13 protein-coding genes are annotated in these 17,594 nt (G+C 46.1%); 11 read left to right on the top strand and 2 right to left on the bottom strand.

The features are described from left to right. Positions 1-294 precede the first annotated feature (294 nt). From HC179_RS13620 to HC179_RS13630, 3 genes are all read left to right on the top strand, one after another. Positions 295-750: a YwiB family protein gene (locus HC179_RS13620; RefSeq protein WP_168864800.1), complete on the top strand. Its 456-nt coding sequence runs from the start codon at positions 295-297 to the stop codon at positions 748-750. Continuing rightward, complete coding sequence (argS, locus tag HC179_RS13625) at positions 747-2,417, top strand: arginine--tRNA ligase (protein ID WP_168864801.1); 1,671 nt, start codon at positions 747-749, stop codon at positions 2,415-2,417. The genes HC179_RS13620 and argS overlap by 4 nt, the downstream gene beginning before the upstream one ends. 94 nt (positions 2,418-2,511) lie before the next feature. Continuing rightward, positions 2,512-2,688, top strand: coding sequence for a XapX domain-containing protein (locus tag HC179_RS13630; protein ID WP_148987182.1), 177 nt, complete (start codon positions 2,512-2,514; stop codon positions 2,686-2,688). 72 nt (positions 2,689-2,760) lie between these two features. Here the strand turns inward: HC179_RS13630 and uvsE are convergent, their stop codons facing one another. Both uvsE and cls read right to left on the bottom strand, forming a co-directional pair. After that, on the bottom strand, positions 2,761-3,714 hold the full coding sequence (uvsE, locus tag HC179_RS13635; protein WP_168864802.1) for a UV DNA damage repair endonuclease UvsE: 954 nt from the start codon (positions 3,712-3,714) through the stop codon (positions 2,761-2,763). A gap of 39 nt (positions 3,715-3,753) precedes the next feature. Beyond that, positions 3,754-4,959: a cardiolipin synthase gene (cls, locus tag HC179_RS13640; protein ID WP_168864803.1), complete on the bottom strand. Its 1,206-nt coding sequence runs from the start codon at positions 4,957-4,959 to the stop codon at positions 3,754-3,756. 265 nt (positions 4,960-5,224) lie between these two features. On the opposite strand from cls, the gene HC179_RS13645 reads away from it, so the two are divergent. The 8 genes from HC179_RS13645 to rpoE all read left to right on the top strand — a co-directional run bounded on the left by HC179_RS13645 (position 5,225) and on the right by rpoE (position 17,220). After that, the gene (locus HC179_RS13645) at positions 5,225-7,339 is read left to right on the top strand and encodes a heterodisulfide reductase-related iron-sulfur binding cluster (protein ID WP_168864804.1); all 2,115 of its coding nucleotides are present in this window, start codon (positions 5,225-5,227) and stop codon (positions 7,337-7,339) included. 310 nt (positions 7,340-7,649) lie between these two features. After that, positions 7,650-8,828 (top strand): acetyl-CoA C-acetyltransferase, encoded by a 1,179-nt coding sequence (locus tag HC179_RS13650; RefSeq protein ID WP_168864805.1) that lies wholly within the window; start codon positions 7,650-7,652, stop codon positions 8,826-8,828. A gap of 27 nt (positions 8,829-8,855) precedes the next feature. Continuing rightward, positions 8,856-9,710: a 3-hydroxybutyryl-CoA dehydrogenase gene (locus HC179_RS13655; RefSeq protein WP_168864806.1), complete on the top strand. Its 855-nt coding sequence runs from the start codon at positions 8,856-8,858 to the stop codon at positions 9,708-9,710. A 60-nt stretch (positions 9,711-9,770) separates the two neighbouring features. Next, complete coding sequence (locus HC179_RS13660; protein ID WP_168864807.1) at positions 9,771-10,907, top strand: acyl-CoA dehydrogenase; 1,137 nt, start codon at positions 9,771-9,773, stop codon at positions 10,905-10,907. 429 nt (positions 10,908-11,336) lie between these two features. Further along, positions 11,337-12,476 (top strand): acyl-CoA dehydrogenase, encoded by a 1,140-nt coding sequence (locus tag HC179_RS13665; protein ID WP_168864808.1) that lies wholly within the window; start codon positions 11,337-11,339, stop codon positions 12,474-12,476. A 19-nt stretch (positions 12,477-12,495) separates the two neighbouring features. Continuing rightward, positions 12,496-13,152 carry a TetR/AcrR family transcriptional regulator gene (locus HC179_RS13670; protein ID WP_168864938.1) on the top strand — a complete coding sequence of 219 codons (657 nt, stop codon included), beginning with the start codon at positions 12,496-12,498 and terminating at the stop codon, positions 13,150-13,152. Next, a complete protein-coding gene (gene icmF / locus HC179_RS13675) occupies positions 13,130-16,375 on the top strand; it encodes a fused isobutyryl-CoA mutase/GTPase IcmF (protein ID WP_168864809.1) in 3,246 nt (1,081 codons plus the stop codon). The genes HC179_RS13670 and icmF overlap by 23 nt, the downstream gene beginning before the upstream one ends. A 275-nt stretch (positions 16,376-16,650) precedes the next feature. Then, positions 16,651-17,220, top strand: coding sequence for a DNA-directed RNA polymerase subunit delta (gene rpoE, locus HC179_RS13680; protein WP_346775147.1), 570 nt, complete (start codon positions 16,651-16,653; stop codon positions 17,218-17,220). The last annotated feature ends 374 nt before the right edge of the window (positions 17,221-17,594 follow it).

The following is a 17,594-nucleotide window of genomic DNA, read 5'->3' on the forward strand; positions in this document are numbered from 1 at the left end:
AGAACGCTTCTATACGCTTGAAGGCCAAGGAAACTCAGGCAAACTGTCTAATAGAACGCTTCTATTCGCCCGAAGGCCAAAAAAACTCAGGCAAACTGTCCAATAGAACTCCCAATTCTCCAATCTCAATTCCAATCCCCCTTCCACCCCCACCCAACGCGAAAATCCACCATTTTTCCACCGCCCACCAACATCCTCTATTGAACTCCACACCCTACTTGTTTTATACTATGAAGGTTATAGAAAAATCGACGCGAACCAGTAAGCGTTAAAGATAAAAGGATGTGGGGCCAGATGGCAGACAATCAAAATCACTTAAAGATGCCGATAAAGGTGACGTTCCAATCGGAAATAATTAATGCGGATAATGACAGGGAATTTGTTGTGTTTGGGGCAGATGGTCAATACTACATAAAAGGTGAGTCAGAATACATCGTCTTCTCAGAAGAACTTGAAGGCAAAGAGAAGGTCGATTGTTTTTATAAAATTACAGACAAAGAAGTACGTCTGAAGCGCTCAGGGGACATCAATATGTTGCAATCCTTCCGTGCGGGTGAAACGACAGACGGAAGCTACCAGGGTGCTGGCGCAAGGTTTCAGTTTGAAACGGAAACCGAAAAAGTGGTCATGATGAAGGATCCCGATAAGAAACGAGGCTGTTTGCAGCTTGACTATAAATTGAAGGTTCAAGATCAAATAACCGGTCAATACTTGATAACAATCAACTACGAGGAGGAACAGGCAAGATGAATATAGTAGAACAAGTACAAGAACGCCTGAAAGAAGAGATTAAGGCTTCCGTTCTTAAAGCAGGCTTGGCAACAGAGGAGCAAATCCCAACTGTTGTGCTCGAAACACCGAAGGACAAAGCAAACGGAGATTACTCCACGAATATGGCGATGCAGCTTGCACGAGTAGCGAAAAAAGCACCACGCATGATTGCGGAAGAAATCGTGAAAAATTTTGATCAATCAAAGGCATCAATCGATAAAATTGATATCGCCGGCCCGGGATTCATCAACTTTTACATGGACAATGCTTATCTGACAGATTTAATTCCGACAATCCTTAAAGAAGGCTCCAATTACGGGCGTTCTAACGTCGGCAACGGCGAAAAAATCAATGTCGAGTTCGTATCGGCCAACCCTACAGGCGACCTTCACCTTGGACATGCCCGTGGTGCAGCAGTGGGGGATTCTCTTTGTAATGTACTTGACAAGGCAGGCTACGATGTAACACGCGAATACTACATCAACGACGCGGGTAACCAAATCAACAACCTCGCACTTTCTGTTGAGGCACGCTATTTCCAAGCACTTGGCCAAGACAAAGAAATGCCGGAAGATGGCTATCATGGAAAAGATATCATTGGAATCGGCCAGGCAATCGCAGATGAGTTCGGCGACCGTTTCGTCCATGAATCTGAAGAAGACCGCCGCAGCTTTTTCCGTGAATACGGCTTAAAATACGAAATGAAAAAATTGCAACAGGACCTAGAAGAGTTCCGTGTCCGCTTTGACGTTTGGTACTCCGAGACTTCCCTTTATAATAACGGGAAAATTGACGATGCAATGGCAACCCTTCGCGAACAGGGCCACATCTACGAAGAAGAAGGAGCAACTTGGTTCCGTTCCACAGAATTCGGCGATGACAAAAACCGGGTACTAATTAAAAATGACGGATCTTACACGTATTTAACTCCGGACATCGCGTACCATCAGGATAAACTAAAACGCGGCCATGACAAGCTTATCAACATCTGGGGAGCAGACCACCACGGCTACATCCCTCGTATGAAGGCAGCCATTGAAGCGCTTGGTTACGGAAAAAACGCACTGGAAGTAGAAATCATCCAGCTTGTCCACCTTTTCCAAAACGGTGAAAAGATGAAAATGAGTAAGCGTACCGGTAAAGCTGTAACAATGCGTGACTTGATGGAAGAAGTGGGCTTGGATGCTGTACGTTATTTCTTTGCGATGCGTTCAGGTGACACGCATTTAGATTTTGATATGGACTTAGCAGTTTCCCAGTCTAATGAAAATCCTGTATTCTACGCACAATACGCGCACGCTCGTATTTGCAGCATGCTTCGCCAAGGCGAAGAGCAAGGTCTAAGCCTAGAAGGGGACTTTGCGCTAGAACACATCTCTTCTGAAAAAGAGATCGACCTTTTGAAAAAGCTTGGGGAATACCCACTTGCGGTAGCGGAAGCGGCAGAAAAACGCATCCCTCACCGAATTACAAACTATATATTTGAACTTGCTTCCGCGCTTCACAGCTTCTACAATGCGGAGAAAGTATTAGACCCTGACAACCAAGAAAAATCCAGAGCACGTCTTGGTTTAATGAAATCTGTTCAAATCACGCTGCAAGATGCACTTAAGTTGATCGGAGTTTCAGCACCAGAGAAAATGTAAGACCAAAAAGCTCTCTACTAGAAATTAGAGTAGAGAGCTTTCTTTTGGTCAAAATAACAACATAAGATAAATACAACAAGGGAGTTTTCCAACAATGAAAGAAAGTTTATTAGCACTAGCAACAGGCATGGTCGTAGGATTTCTCTTCGCCCTCTTCCGCCTGCCAATCCCAGCGCCGCCCGTATTCTCCGGCATCGTAGGAATCGTCGGCATCTACCTTGGCTACCGCCTATTCACCTGGATAGCACCTATTTTTCAATCAAGCAACTAAAAAAGAGAGGGGTTTGACTCTTCACCGCATTAGAGCGGTGAGGGTCAGACCCCTCTTTACTTCTTTATCTCTTCACCACTCCACCGCGCCGCCACTCAGACGTTTGACTCCACGAATTTTCGCGATTTCTTCGCATAGTTGAAGTGCCGCTTCATCTTTCCGTTTTGCTTCTACCATAAAGTCCACATCCTGCCCCAAGTCGACTGCCACTTTCAAAAATTCCATGATAAATTGAAGGTCCACAAAGTCCGCATGGTGTCGCAATTTCTTTTCCGAAATAGGAGAGGAGATATGTATCTTGGGAATGATGCCAATATCCTTCCACGTTCCATATACACGTGGCAACAGTTCTTCCCATGACACAGAACTTGGATTCGCATACTCATGATGGTAATCAAAGGCAAGCGGGATTCCAAGCTCCTCGCATAACACCAATGTTTCCTCCGTTGTGTAAGTCTTATCATCGTTCTCCAACGTCATCCGTGCCCTGACCTCATCTGGTAACGACAAAATATTCTCCCGGAACCTCTCCACCGCAAGCTTCTTGTTCCCATAAGCACCACCGACATGGATATTGATTGTACCCTCGTCTTCTAACCCCATCGCTTTCAACATCTCATAGTGGTACACCATATCAATCACCGCATTCTCGGTTATATGCGGTTTATCACTCGTAAACAACGTGAATTGGTTGGGATGGAAACTCGAACGCATGCCATACCGCTTTACCAAGTCGCCAATCTCCTTGAATTCATCACCAAACTCACGAACAAAGTCCCATTTTACATCAGGGTGGGTGGCAAGCGGAACGATAGAAGACGAGAAGCGGAAGACTTGTATTTCGTGTGCAATGCAAAAATAGATCGTCCGCAAAGTGTTCCGTAAATTTTCACGTGTTACGGCTAATAATTTCTCCTTCTTTTCAGCATCACCCAGCTGCTTGTACCGAGTATAGGTCAACGCCCGGGCAGGGGATGCCTCCCACAACGTCCAAGATTGTGATACAAATCCAAAGCGAATACGCATCTTACCAGACTCCTTTTCAACAGCTTACCTTGCCTTATCTTACAACAATGGCGCAATAATCTTGGACAGCTTTTCTTTTCCTTTATCCATCCAAGTTCTGTTTCGGATAAATTCAAGCGTCAATTTCTCCGAATTGTGAATGTCCTTATGAATCTCCTGAACGGTCTTGTGCACAAACTCTTTATCAAAAATTAAACAATTAATTTCATTGTTCAAAAAGAGGCTGCGCTTATCAAAATTGGCAGTCCCAATATCACAAGTATGGTCATCAATCACGACCACTTTGGCATGATAAAATCCAAGATAGAAGCGATAAACATCGGCACCTGCTTCTATCAGCGTTGCGAAATAGGGGAACGCTGCATCCATCACCAGCGCATGGTCCGCTTTGGCCGGAACAAGAATCGTCACCTTCACGCCGCGTCCGAGAGCGTCTAGTAACTCATCCAACAAGGATTCACTCGGAATAAAATAGGGAGTACAAATGATGATCGATGTCTCCGCTTTTTGAATTAGCTTATAGAACGTTTCCGTCAAATGGCCGCCATTCGTTGGTACCAGTTTGTGCGTAATGGGTCCTTTCGGAAGCTCCGGATAATACCTTTCGCCCCATTCGCTAGATGGAAAATCGCCGGCTTGCTCCCAGTTTTGGATAAACTGTGACTGAAGATCCTGAACGCCTTCCCCCTCAAGTTTAAGATGGTAGTCACGCCAAACGCCAAACTCCGGATCCTGTCCCAAATATTCTTTTCCAATATTGAATCCACCAACATATCCGATTTTTCCATCAATCACCGTTATCTTCCGGTGATTTCGCTGATTGATACTGAAAAAAAAGAATGGAAATGCGGGCTTATGGTAAACCTCCACTTTGATACCGTGCTGTTCAAGGTCTTTAATGGTTTCTTTTTTTATGTCAAACGATCCAAAATAATCAAGAAGGAGACGAACCTCCAAACCCTGATCTGCCTTATCTTTTAAAATAGACAAAAATTCTTTACTCGCATGATCGTTTCGTACCATGTAAAAGAGGGAATGAATGTGATTGGTGGCATGACGCATATCGTGAAATAAATCCTTATACAGCAAGTTGCCATCGGCATAAAGCATAATCTCACTCTGCCTTTTCGGAAACTTCAGCCTTTTGATTTCTTTTAAATGCTTTTTTCTCCCCAGGTGTAAATCAAGTGCCAACCAAGCAAACACAAGTACAATCGCCCCGATAATGATAAATGCAATTTCCATCCTTTTCCCTCCCGAAAACACGTCCATATAGTTTTTACGTATTCCTGCGTTCTTATCCTATAACTAATTACCCATACCCTAATTCGTCGAAAAATAAAGCCGATATTTAAGTTAAATGTGTTGACTGAATGCTCATTCAGTTATAAGATATAGGTAAATTACTAAAGTTCTGAAAATTATATTCTTTCCAAACATTGAGGCTCTTTCGTAGAAAAAAACACGTAAAAGGCCGACAGTAAAAGGGGACACGAAAGGAGTGGGAGATGTGAGTAACGGTTTGTTAATTGCCAATTGGATTTTAACGATAATTGTAACCGCTTACGCAGTATCGCTATTTGTTTACTTGATCAGAACAAGGATTCAATTCATCAAACTTGGGAAAAAAGTTGAATTCGACAACAAAGTGAAAGAACGATTAGACAAAGTTTGGGTCAATGTTTTTGGCCAGAAAAAATTATTGAAGGATAAGAAAAGTGGGATTATCCACGTCATGTTCTTCTATGGATTTCTGATGGTCCAGCTTGGGGCGCTGGACTTGATCATCAAAGGACTTGTTCCAAACGCGCATTTGCCGCTTGGACCATTATATCCAGCCTTTACGTTTTTCCAAGAGCTAGTAACGCTAATGATTTTAGTTGCGGTTGTATGGGCCTTCCACCGCCGCTATGTGGAAAAGTTAGTTCGTCTAAAAAGAGGCTTTAAATCCGGCCTAGTATTATTATTCATCGGCGGGTTAATGCTTTCTGTTTTATTTTCAAACGGAATGGGACTTATCTGGCATGATCACGGCTTAACATGGAGTGAGCCGGTGGCATCCTTTTTCGCACTCATGTTCAGCTGGATCAATGAAACGGCTGCCATTGCATTATTCTATGTCGGCTGGTGGATTCACCTATTATTCTTATTAACCTTCTTGGTGTACGTACCGCAATCCAAGCACGCGCATTTGATTGCAGGACCTGCGAATGTATTTTTCCATCGCACAACGAACCCAGGAAAGCTTGAGAAAATTAATTTTGAAGACGAAACACAAGAAACATTCGGTGTCGGAAAAGTGGAAGACTTCACCCAATACCAATTAATCGATATGTATGCCTGTGTGGAATGTGGACGCTGTACCAACATGTGTCCGGCAACAGGCACAGGAAAAATGCTTTCACCGATGGATTTGATCGTTAAAATCCGTGATCACTTAACAGACAAGGGAGCGGCCATCACGTCTAAATCCCCTTGGGTACCAACATATGCGTTCAATAACACGCATGGTAATCAGCTTGCCATGGCTGCTGCCGGAAAAGGTGCACAAGAAAGTGCGGCAACAATCGAATACAGCCCAAGCCTGATCGGCGATGTAATCACCGAAGAAGAGATCTGGGCATGTACGACCTGTCGTAACTGTGAGGACCAATGTCCGGTAATGAACGAGCATGTGGATAAAATCATCGACCTTCGCCGTTACCTGGTTCTTACAGAAGGGAAAATGGATGCAGATGCACAGCGCGCGATGACAAACATCGAACGCCAAGGAAATCCTTGGGGTCTAAACCGCAAGGAACGTGAAAACTGGCGCGATGCAGCACCAGAAGTAAGCATTCCTACGGTAAAAGAAATGAAAAAAGCAGGGGAAGAGTTTGAGTTTCTGTTCTGGGTAGGGTCCATGGGATCCTTCGATAATCGCTCCCAGAAAATCGCCATCTCTTTTGCAAAATTAATGAACGAAGCCGGCGTTAAATTCGCGATTCTCGGCAACAAGGAGAAAAACTCCGGAGATACGCCGCGCCGCCTAGGAAACGAATTCCTATTCCAGGAGCTTGCGACAAGCAATATCGCGGAATTTGAGAAAAACGAAGTCAAGAAAATCGTCACCATCGACCCGCATGCTTACAACATTTTCAAAAATGAGTATCCTGATTTCGGCTTAGAAGCTGAAGTTTACCACCATACAGAAGTGTTGGCAGAGCTTGTGAAAGAAGGAAAACTCAAACCAGTACACGAGGTAAAAGAAACAATCACGTATCACGATTCCTGCTACCTCGGAAGATACAACGAAGTATACGAGCCGCCTCGTGACATCCTGAAAGCCATCCCAGGCGTCAAAGTGGTCGAAATGAACCGCAGTCGCGAAACGGGAATGTGCTGTGGAGCAGGTGGAGGCCTCATGTGGATGGAAGAAGACACAGGCACACGCGTCAACGTCGCCCGTACTGAACAAGCACTCGAAGTCGCACCAAGCGTCATCAGCTCCGGCTGTCCTTACTGCTTAACGATGCTATCTGACGGCACGAAAGCAAAAGAAGTAGAAGAAAACGTCGGCACATACGACGTAGCAGAACTACTAGAACGCTCCGTCATCGGCGAAAAACAAGAATTAGTATCCTAATAGAATAATAGAACCCAGCATACAAGGTGTACGTAGTTCTCTGCGTGCACCATATGCTTTTCACCAAAACTGAGCGCTCGTTCAGTTTTTAAAACAGAGTGATTGTAAGCGGTAACAACTTATGTCGAATTAATTTACCCAGCTGCTTGGAGTGCAAGGTGTGAGACTCCTGAGGGAGATAGCGGTAGGTTGAGACCCCTGAAGCGAAGCGAGGAGGCTCAAGTACCGCCCCTAGGAAAGCGAACACCTGGAACGCAAAGCAACTGGGAGTCAAAGCGAATTTTTTTAAAATAAAAGGAGGAAATCAACCATGGGAAAAACAGTAATCGTTAGTGGAGTCCGCACACCAATCGGCCGATTCGCAGGAGGATTAAGCGCACTATCTGCCTCAGACCTAGGAGCAGTTGCCATCAAAGAAGCACTAAACAGAGCAAACCTATCAGGCGACCAAGTAGGCGAAGTCATCATGGGCACCGTCCTTCAAGGCGGCCAAGGTCAACTTCCATCCCGCCAAGCCTCCCAAAAAGCAGGCCTGCCATGGGAAGTACGCACCGAAACCATCAACAAAGTCTGCGCTTCCGGCATGCGTAGCGTCACACTAGGCGACATCCTCATCCGTTCCGGTGAAGAGGAAGTCATCGTCGCAGGTGGAATGGAATCCATGAGCAACGCACCATACATGCTTCCAAAAGCAAGATGGGGACTTCGAATGGGCGACAGCACCGTACAAGACATGATGGTGCATGACGGGCTTACTTGTACCTTCACAGGCGTTCACATGGGTACCTACGGAAACAGTGTCGCAAAGGAAATGGAAATCAGCCGTGAAGACCAAGATGCATGGGCATTCAGAAGTCACCAACGCGCCATTGAAGCAACGGAGAAGGGTTATTTTACAGATGAAATCGTCCCAGTTTCCGTACCGCAGCGAAAAGGAGATCCGGTTGTTGTTAGCAAGGATGAGTCTCCTCGAAAAGATACATCCATTGAGAAACTTGCGTCATTAAGACCGGCGTTCGACCATGACGGAACGATTACGGCAGGAAACGCGCCAGGCGTGAATGACGGAGCCAGTGCGCTTGTGTTAATGAGTGAGGACCGTGCAGCAAAAGAAGGGAAAGAAGTAATGGCAACCATCCTTGGGCATGCCTCCATTGCAGTGGAAGCAAAGGATTTCCCGAAAACTCCAGGACTTGTCATCACCGAACTTTTAAAGAAAACAGGAACAAAGCTTGAGGAGATTGATCTTTTTGAAATAAACGAAGCATTCGCAGCGGTAGCACTCGCATCTGCAAATCTAGCAGGATTGGATTTGGAGAAGGTGAATGTAAACGGCGGAGCGGTAGCACTTGGACATCCGATTGGAGCAAGTGGGGCACGCATCATTGTGTCATTGATTCATGAGCTGAAGCGCCGCGGCGGCGGCCTTGGAATTGCTTCTATCTGCTCAGGCGGCGGTCAGGGCGATGCAATTTTGATTCAAGTATAAGCGAAAACTTTTAGGAGGAATCAGAACATGACAATTCAAAAAGTAATGGTAATTGGGGCAGGACAGATGGGCTCAGGCATCGCGCAGGTTTGTGCGATGGCCGGGTATGACGTATATATGAATGATTTGAAGCAGGAATTCTTGGAGCGCGGACTTGCGGGCATTACGAAAAATTTGAGTAGATCCGTGGACAAAGGGCGTATGACAGAGGATGAAAAAACAGCTGTACTGAGTCGCCTGCAAACAACAACCACTCTTGAAGATGCCAAACTTGTCGACATCGTCATCGAAGCGGCAGTGGAAAACATGGACATTAAAAAGAAGATTTTCGCAGAGCTAGATCAGCACGCTCCGGCTCACACCATTTTAGCGACAAATACATCTTCGCTTCCAATTACGGAAATCGCTGCAGCGACAGGCAGACCGGAAAAGGTAATCGGGATGCACTTTATGAATCCTGTACCTGTTATGAAACTGGTAGAAATCATTCGCGGTTTGCAGACAGCAGACGAAGTGTACGGCGCAATTGAAGATATGACAAAGAAGCTATCCAAGCTACCGGTGGAAGTGAACGATTTCCCAGGATTCGTTTCTAACCGTGTGTTGATGCCGATGATCAATGAAGCCATTTTCACAGTTTACGAGGGCGTGGCAACACCGGAAGCAATTGATGAAGTCATGAAGCTTGGCATGAACCATCCCATGGGGCCGTTGACGCTTGCGGATTTTATTGGGCTTGATACATGCCTGTACATTATGGAAACGTTGCATGAAGGCTTTGGCGATGACAAATATCGTCCATGTCCGTTGTTAAGAAAATATGTGAAAGCTGGTTGGCTGGGCCGCAAGACTGGCCGCGGATTTTATACGTACGAGACGTAAGAATCGGTTGAGTGAGACAAAGGGGTATTTTTTAAGACAGCAGGAGAGGGGACGAATAGCATGAATTTACGTTTTACAGAAGAGCAGGAAATGGTTCGGAAAATGGTGCGCGATTTCGCAGAAACCGAAATTGCACCTTTCGTGGAAAAAATGGAAGAGGGCGAGTTCCCTCGTGAGATATTGCGGAAAATGGCGGACCTTGGCCTGATGGGAATGACCATTCCGGAAGAGTACGGCGGAGCGGGCATGGACTTTCCTTCCTACATCATCGCCATCAATGAGCTTTCCCGTGTGAGCGCAACGGTAGGAGTGATCCTGTCCGTACACACGTCTGTTGGGACGAATCCTATTCTCTATTTTGGCACAGAAGAGCAGAAGCAGAAGTATGTGACGAAGCTAGCATCTGGTGAGTATCTTGGCGCGTTCTGTTTGACGGAGCCGAGTGCGGGGTCGGATGCAGGGAGTTTGAAAACCCGTGCCGTTAAGCAAGGGGACCACTATGTGTTGAATGGAGCGAAGGTGTTCATTACAAACGGCGGGGAAGCGGACACGTACATTGTGTTTGCTTCGACTAATCCGGAGCTTGGCTCCAAAGGGGTCTCCGCATTCATCGTGGAAAAGGATACTCCTGGATTTGTAATTGGAAAAGATGAGCACAAGATGGGGTTGCACGGCTCGAAAACGGTCCAGCTGACGTTTGAAGACGCTAAGGTTCCTGCGGAAAACTTGCTTGGAGTGGAAGGCGAAGGGTTCAAAATTGCGATGGCGAATCTTGATGTCGGTCGAATTGGCATTGCGGCTCAGTCCCTTGGTATCGCAGAAGCGGCAGTGCAGGCAGCAACAGCCTATGCAAAAGAGCGTGTTCAGTTTGGCAAGCCAATCGCGGCACAGCAGGGTGTTTCTTTTAAACTGGCAGACATGGCGACTGCTGTGGAAGGTGCGAGGCTGTTGACGTATCGTGCGGCCAACCTGCGTGCTTTGGGCAAGCCTTGCGGGAAGGAAGCATCGATGGCGAAGCTTTTTGCGTCTCAGACTGCGATGAACGTGGCGATAGAGGCCGTTCAGGTATTCGGCGGCTACGGCTATACGAAGGATTATCCAGTCGAGCGCTACTTCCGTGACGCAAAGGTTTGTGAGATTTACGAGGGAACGAGCGAGATTCAGAGATTGGTGATTGGGAAACATTTGATGAACTAGTGGGGGACAGCGTTGAAAGATCGGGAGGCTTTAGCGAGTGTTAGTGTGTAATTTTTGTTTAATTACGTGCTGTTCGCGGCCAAATGTCCGAAGATTTTCGAAAGTTGACCGAAGTTTTCAGGAAGTTGACCGAAGATTTGGCAAAGTTGACCGAAGTTTCAACGAAAGTGTCCGAACCAATTTTTCAAATGGCCGAACCCACCGTCAAAGTTGTCCGAACGCAACAAAAGGTTGACCGAACCATAGCTAAAAGAACAATAAAAGTGTCCGAAAGTCCTTCTGAAATGACCGAACGGTTTTCTAAGGCACTTAAAATAGCAAAAAACGATATAAACTCGTGAAATTTAAGACGAAACTGCCGCGCAACGGCCCCGCGAAAAGTGAGGCCCGGAGCGTGTGAACCATTCAAAAAATCGGGGGATGAAAAATATGAACTTTTTACTATCTGAAGAACATGAAATGATTCGTAAAATGGTACGTGATTTTGCCAAGAACGAAGTGGAGCCGACAGCTGCTGAGCGTGATGAAGAAGAACGCTTTGATATGGAAATTTTCAAAAAGATGGCGGACCTTGGTTTAACAGGAATCCCGTTTCCGGAAGAGTACGGCGGTATCGGAAGTGACTACTTAGCATATTGCATCGCGGTAGAGGAGCTTTCACGGGTATGTGCTTCTACAGGGGTAACCCTTTCCGCACACACGTCCCTTGCGAGCTGGCCAATCTACAAGTACGGAACAGAAGAGCAGAAACAGAAATATTTGGTGCCTCTTGCGCAAGGAACAAGCATCGGTGGATATGGTCTTACTGAGCCAGGATCCGGGTCTGATGCAGGCGGCATGAGAACAACAGCGAAATTAGATGGCGACCATTATGTCCTGAACGGCTCAAAAATTTTCATCACAAACGGCGGGATTGCGGACATCTATGTGGTGTTTGCCGTAACAGATCCGTCCAGCAAGCATAAAGGCACGAGCGCATTTATCGTAGAAGCGGACTTCCCAGGCTTCAGCGTTGGGAAAAAAGAACAAAAGCTAGGCATTCGTTCTTCACCAACGACAGAAATCATTTTTGAAGATTGCCGAGTGCCGGTAGAAAACATGCTTGGAGCAGAGGGAGAAGGCTTTAAAGTGGCGATGACGACGCTTGATGGCGGGCGTAACGGGATTGCTGCACAGGCTGTTGGGATTGCACAAGGTGCACTGGATGCAGCAGTTGCTTATGCAAAAGAGCGCGTTCAGTTCGGAAAGCCAATTGCGGCACAGCAGGGTGTTTCTTTTAAACTGGCAGACATGGCGACAACGGTGGAAGCTTCAAGACTTCTAACCTACCAGGCGGCTTGGAGAGAGTCCGAGGGCTTAAGCTATGGCTTGGAGTCTGCGATGTCCAAACTGTTCGCTGGCGACACGGCGATGAAGGTGACAACTGAAGCGGTTCAGGTATTCGGCGGCTACGGCTACACGAAGGACTATCCGGTGGAGCGCTATATGAGGGATGCGAAAATTACGCAAATCTATGAAGGAACACAAGAAATCCAACGTCTCGTTATCTCCAGAATGCTTACTAAGTAAGTAGGTGACAGACAGGATGATGAAAAAACGTCAAGTACATGCATCCGTTAAAGATGAGCGGCTGATCGAGAAGCGCCGCGACCAGATGATCAAGGGAGCGGTGAGCCTTTTCAAAGAGAAGGGGTTCCACCGCACGACAACAAGGGAAATTGCGAAAGAGGCCGGCTTCAGCATCGGCACGCTCTATGAATATATCAGAACGAAGGAAGATGTCCTTTACCTTGTCTGTGACCGGATTTATGACCAGGTAGGAGAGCGCTTGCAGGAGGAACTCGACATGAAGCGGGGGAATCTGGAAAGCTTGAAATCCGCAATCCGGTACTATTTTAGGGTGATGGATGAAATGCAGGATGAGGTCCTTGTTATGTATCAGGAGGCCAAGTCTTTATCAAAAGACGCGCTTCCTTACGTATTGAACAAGGAGCTTGCGATGGTGGCCATGTTTGAACAGGTCATCAGAAACTGCATGACCGCTGAGGATATCGAAATGAAAGAACAGCAGATTCAATTGGTTGCCCATAATATTTTCGTACAGGGTCAGATGTGGGGATTCCGGCGCTGGGTGCTGCACAAGCACTTTGAGCTGGATGCCTATATTGAAGGCCAGATTGAACTTTTAGTGCACGGACTTACAAAGGGGGAGAATGTGAAACATGGAAGTTTATCGTCCAATTAACCATATTCGTTTTGTAACAGCTTCAAGTCTTTTTGACGGGCATGACGCCTCAATCAACATCATGCGCCGCATCATCCAGGCGAGCGGTGCGGAGGTTATTCACCTTGGCCACAACCGCTCCGTTGAGGAAATCGTGAACGCGGCGATCCAGGAGGATGTGCAGGGGATTGCCATTTCCTCTTATCAGGGCGGACATGTCGAATATTTTAAATATATGTATGATTTGCTGAAGGAGAAAGGCGCCTCTCACATCCGCATTTACGGTGGTGGCGGCGGGGTCATCATTCCTAGTGAGATAAAAGAACTGCATGCATACGGGATCGCACGCATCTTTTCGCCAGAGGATGGTCGCGAACATGGGCTGCAAGGCATGATCAATTCGATGCTGAAGGAATGTGACTTTGTAACGGTCAAATCCCTTGGCGATGAAGTGGAACGTCTGGATGCGGATAATCATCAGGCGATTGCCAAACTGATTACGTTGTCCGAGCTGCAGGTGACTTCAGATGAAGAGGTGGCGGCAACGGCTCAAACGGCCTTGGCTAAGGTAAAAGAAAAGCAGAAAACTGTGCCGGTCCTTGGGATTACAGGGACAGGTGGAGCGGGGAAAAGCTCGCTGACAGATGAGTTGATTCGCAGATTTATAAACGAAGTACCAGATAAAAAAGTGGCGATTCTGTCCATTGATCCGACGAAGCAGAAGACAGGTGGGGCATTACTTGGAGACCGGATCCGCATGAACGCGATTTTTAACCCGCGTGTGTATATGCGTTCACTTGCAACCCGTGGATCCCGTTCTGAGCTTTCCTTGGCGATCCAAGATGCGATTGCTGTCACGAAGGCTGCCGGTTTTGACTTAATTATTGTCGAAACGAGCGGAATCGGGCAGGGAGATGCAGGAATCACGGAGATTTGTGATATCTCCATGTATGTGATGACGAGTGAATTCGGTGCGCCATCTCAGTTGGAAAAAATCGATATGATTGATTACGCGGACCTGATCGTCATTAATAAATATGAGCGCAAAGGCTCCGAGGACGCGAAACGCCAGGTGCAAAAGCAGTACCAACGCAGCCGTCTTTTATGGGATAAAGAATTGGATGAAATGCCGGTGTACGGTACGATTGCGAGCCAGTTCAATGACTTAGGGACGAACACGCTTTTTGCGGCGTTATTGGAGTTAATGAATGAGAAGACTGGTTCAGCTTATTCTTCTAGCTTGCCGACGTCCAAGGATGTGGAAAAACAGAATGTGATCATACCTAATGACCGCCGCTATTATTTGCGCGAGATCAGTGAGACGGTTCGCAATTATCATAAGATGGCTGCTGAGCAGGTCGAATTGGCGAGGAAGTTGTTCCAGCTGGATGGAGCGATGGAGGCTGCTGTTGGGAATGAGGAGCTTGTGGCATCCCTTGCTGAGCTTCGCCGTGAATACGAAGAAAAATTGACAAGCAACTCCCGCAAAATTTTAGCTGGTTGGGAAGAGAAGAAAGAGAAATATTCCGGTGACCAGTTTGTTACAAAGATCCGTGACAAGGAAATCATCACGAAACTTACGACTAAAACGTTGTCTGGCTTGAAAATTCCGAAAGTAGTTCTGCCGAAATATGTGGACTATGGGGAGATTTTGAAGTGGGTGTATCGTGAGAACGTGCCTGGAGAATTCCCTTATACGGCCGGTGTGTTCCCGTTTAAGCGAGAAGGAGAGGATCCGAAGCGTCAATTCGCTGGGGAGGGGACACCTGAACGTACAAACCGCCGCTTCCACTATTTAAGTAAGGATGACGATGCAAAGCGATTAAGTACGGCATTTGACTCGGTTACGTTGTACGGGGAAGATCCGGCTGAACGTCCGGACATCTACGGAAAAGTAGGAAACAGCGGCGTGAGCATTTGTACATTGGATGACATGAAAAAGTTGTATGCGGGCTTTGATCTGTGTGCGCCAAGCACCTCCGTTTCGATGACTATCAACGGTCCTGCGCCTGTTATTTTGGCGATGTTTATGAACACGGCGATTGATCAGCAGGTGCAGAAGCGTGAAGAAGAACTTGGTCGTGTGTTAACGGTAGAAGAGTTTGCTGAAGTTCGAGCTATTACGATGCAAACTGTTCGTGGAACGGTGCAAGCGGATATTTTAAAAGAAGATCAAGGCCAGAATACGTGCATTTTCTCAACAGAGTTTGCTTTGAGAGTAATGGGAGACATCCAGCAATACTTTATTGATAAAAAGGTACGCAATTATTATTCTGTATCTATTTCTGGGTACCATATTGCCGAGGCGGGCGCGAACCCGATTACACAATTGGCGTTCACGCTTGCGAATGGTTTCACGTATGTGGAGTATTACTTGAGCCGCGGTATGAAGATTGATGACTTTGCGCCGAACTTGTCGTTCTTCTTCAGTAACGGACTTGATGCAGAGTACACAGTAATCGGTCGCGTGGCACGCCGTATCTGGGCGACAGTTATGAAAAATAAATATGGTGCCAATGAGCGCAGCCAGAAGCTGAAGTATCATATTCAGACGTCCGGTCGTTCCTTGCACGCACAGGAAATCGACTTCAACGATATTCGTACGACACTGCAAGCCTTGATGGCTCTGCAAGATAACTGCAACTCACTGCATACGAATGCGTATGATGAGGCAATTACAACGCCGACGGAAGAATCTGTTCGTCGAGCGATGGCTATTCAGATGATCATTACCAAGGAGCACGGCTTGGCGAAAAATGAGAATCCGTTGCAAGGAGCCTTTGTCGTGGAGGAGCTGACAGACCTTGTGGAGGAAATGGTGCTGCAGGAATTTGAACGCTTAAATGACCGCGGTGGCGTCCTTGGTGCGATGGAGACTCAGTATCAGCGCGGAAAAATTCAAGATGAGTCCATGTACTATGAGATGAAAAAACATACAGGCGAGCTTCCGATTATCGGAGTGAACACCTATAAAAATCCGAATCCGCCTTCTGAGGACGATTTGAATGATATCGAGCTTGCTCGTTCAACAGAAGAAGAGAAGCAAACGCAGATCCAAAACCTTGCAGCGTTCCAGGAGCGTAATGCAGGAGAGGTGGAAGAGGCGTTAGGTAGGCTGAAGCAAGTGGCAATCACCGGTGGCAACATCTTTGAAGAACTGATGGAAACCGTCCGAGTGGCAAGCCTCGGCCAAATCACCACAGCCCTCTACGAAGTCGGCGGCCAATTCAGACGAAACATGTAAAGAAAAGAAGCTGGGGAACCCCGAGACAATCGGGGTTTCTTCGCTAACTTTATAGGGTTCGACGCGGAGAGGGAAATACCTTTGGGGGTCTGACCCCCTTTTTTTCTTTTTTCTCATTTTTTTCGCTATTTTCGCTTTTTTATAGGTTTTTCATTTTTTTGAGGGAAAGATTTATTTTATGCTGGATTAAACATTGGTATTTTGTTTATAATGAGTGGTATGGATTTTTCTAGGAATTGCTATGATTATTGTCTTTTTACATATATAGAAAGGATGTGCAGACATTGGCATTAAACCATTTAACGGCAGAAGAAGTGCAAGAGATGTCATTGATCGAAATCGCTACTGCTTTATTTAACGAACAGAAGCAGTCTGTGACTTTTGGCGAATTAATTACGGAGATCAAGAAAATCACCGGTTTTACAGACGAAGACCTTAAGGGCAAGTTGTCTCAGTTCTATACGGACCTGAACATTGACGGCCGCTTCATTTGTATTGGAGAAAACCAATGGGGACTTCGTGCATGGTATCCTTATGATCAAATAGAAGAAGAAACAACTCCTCAGGTGAAGGCAAAGTCCAAGAAGAAGAAGAAGGCTGTTGACGAGGACGATATCGATGCTGACGAGTTCGATGAGTTGGATGAAGAAGAATTAGAATTCGACGATCTGGATGATTATGAAGAGGACGAAGTGGAAGAAGATGACTTTGACGACGCCGATGATGATGCAGACGAAGATGATGACGAAGAGTTTGAAGAAGACCTAATCGAAGACGAGGAGTATGGGCTCGATGACGATGAGGAAGAAGAAGAATTGGAAGAAGATGAAGAAGAAGACCTCTAATCGCAACTAGTAACCACTCCCCGGGACGACAATCGGGGAGTGTTTTTTCATAAGTCTAAATCGAAAAAAAGTGAAAATTCGCAAGTTAATTCAAACCTTGACTTTTCACCCCCGACTAGGTAGAATCTTTTTTGGGCTCCTTAAAAAAGGACACGTATAATTTGTTGAACATATACACGCTCCCCTTGCTGCAAATGCTGGCAAGTGGGGCGTTTTTTATTTTATTGGTGAATAAACATTCATATGCTGAACCTGAGAAATTGGGGGCAGCTTCATTTTTTCGTAAATGAATTTAGTGTTTTTGACTAATGATAAAAATGTTAAATGCCTCTTAAAAGCATATTCGTTACTTATTATTATTTTCAAATAAAATT

Origin of the sequence: Bacillus sp. RO1 (assembly GCF_012524115.1) — a bacterium.
In the GTDB taxonomy this organism is placed as follows: Bacteria; Bacillota; Bacilli; order Bacillales; family Bacillaceae_I; genus Sutcliffiella_A.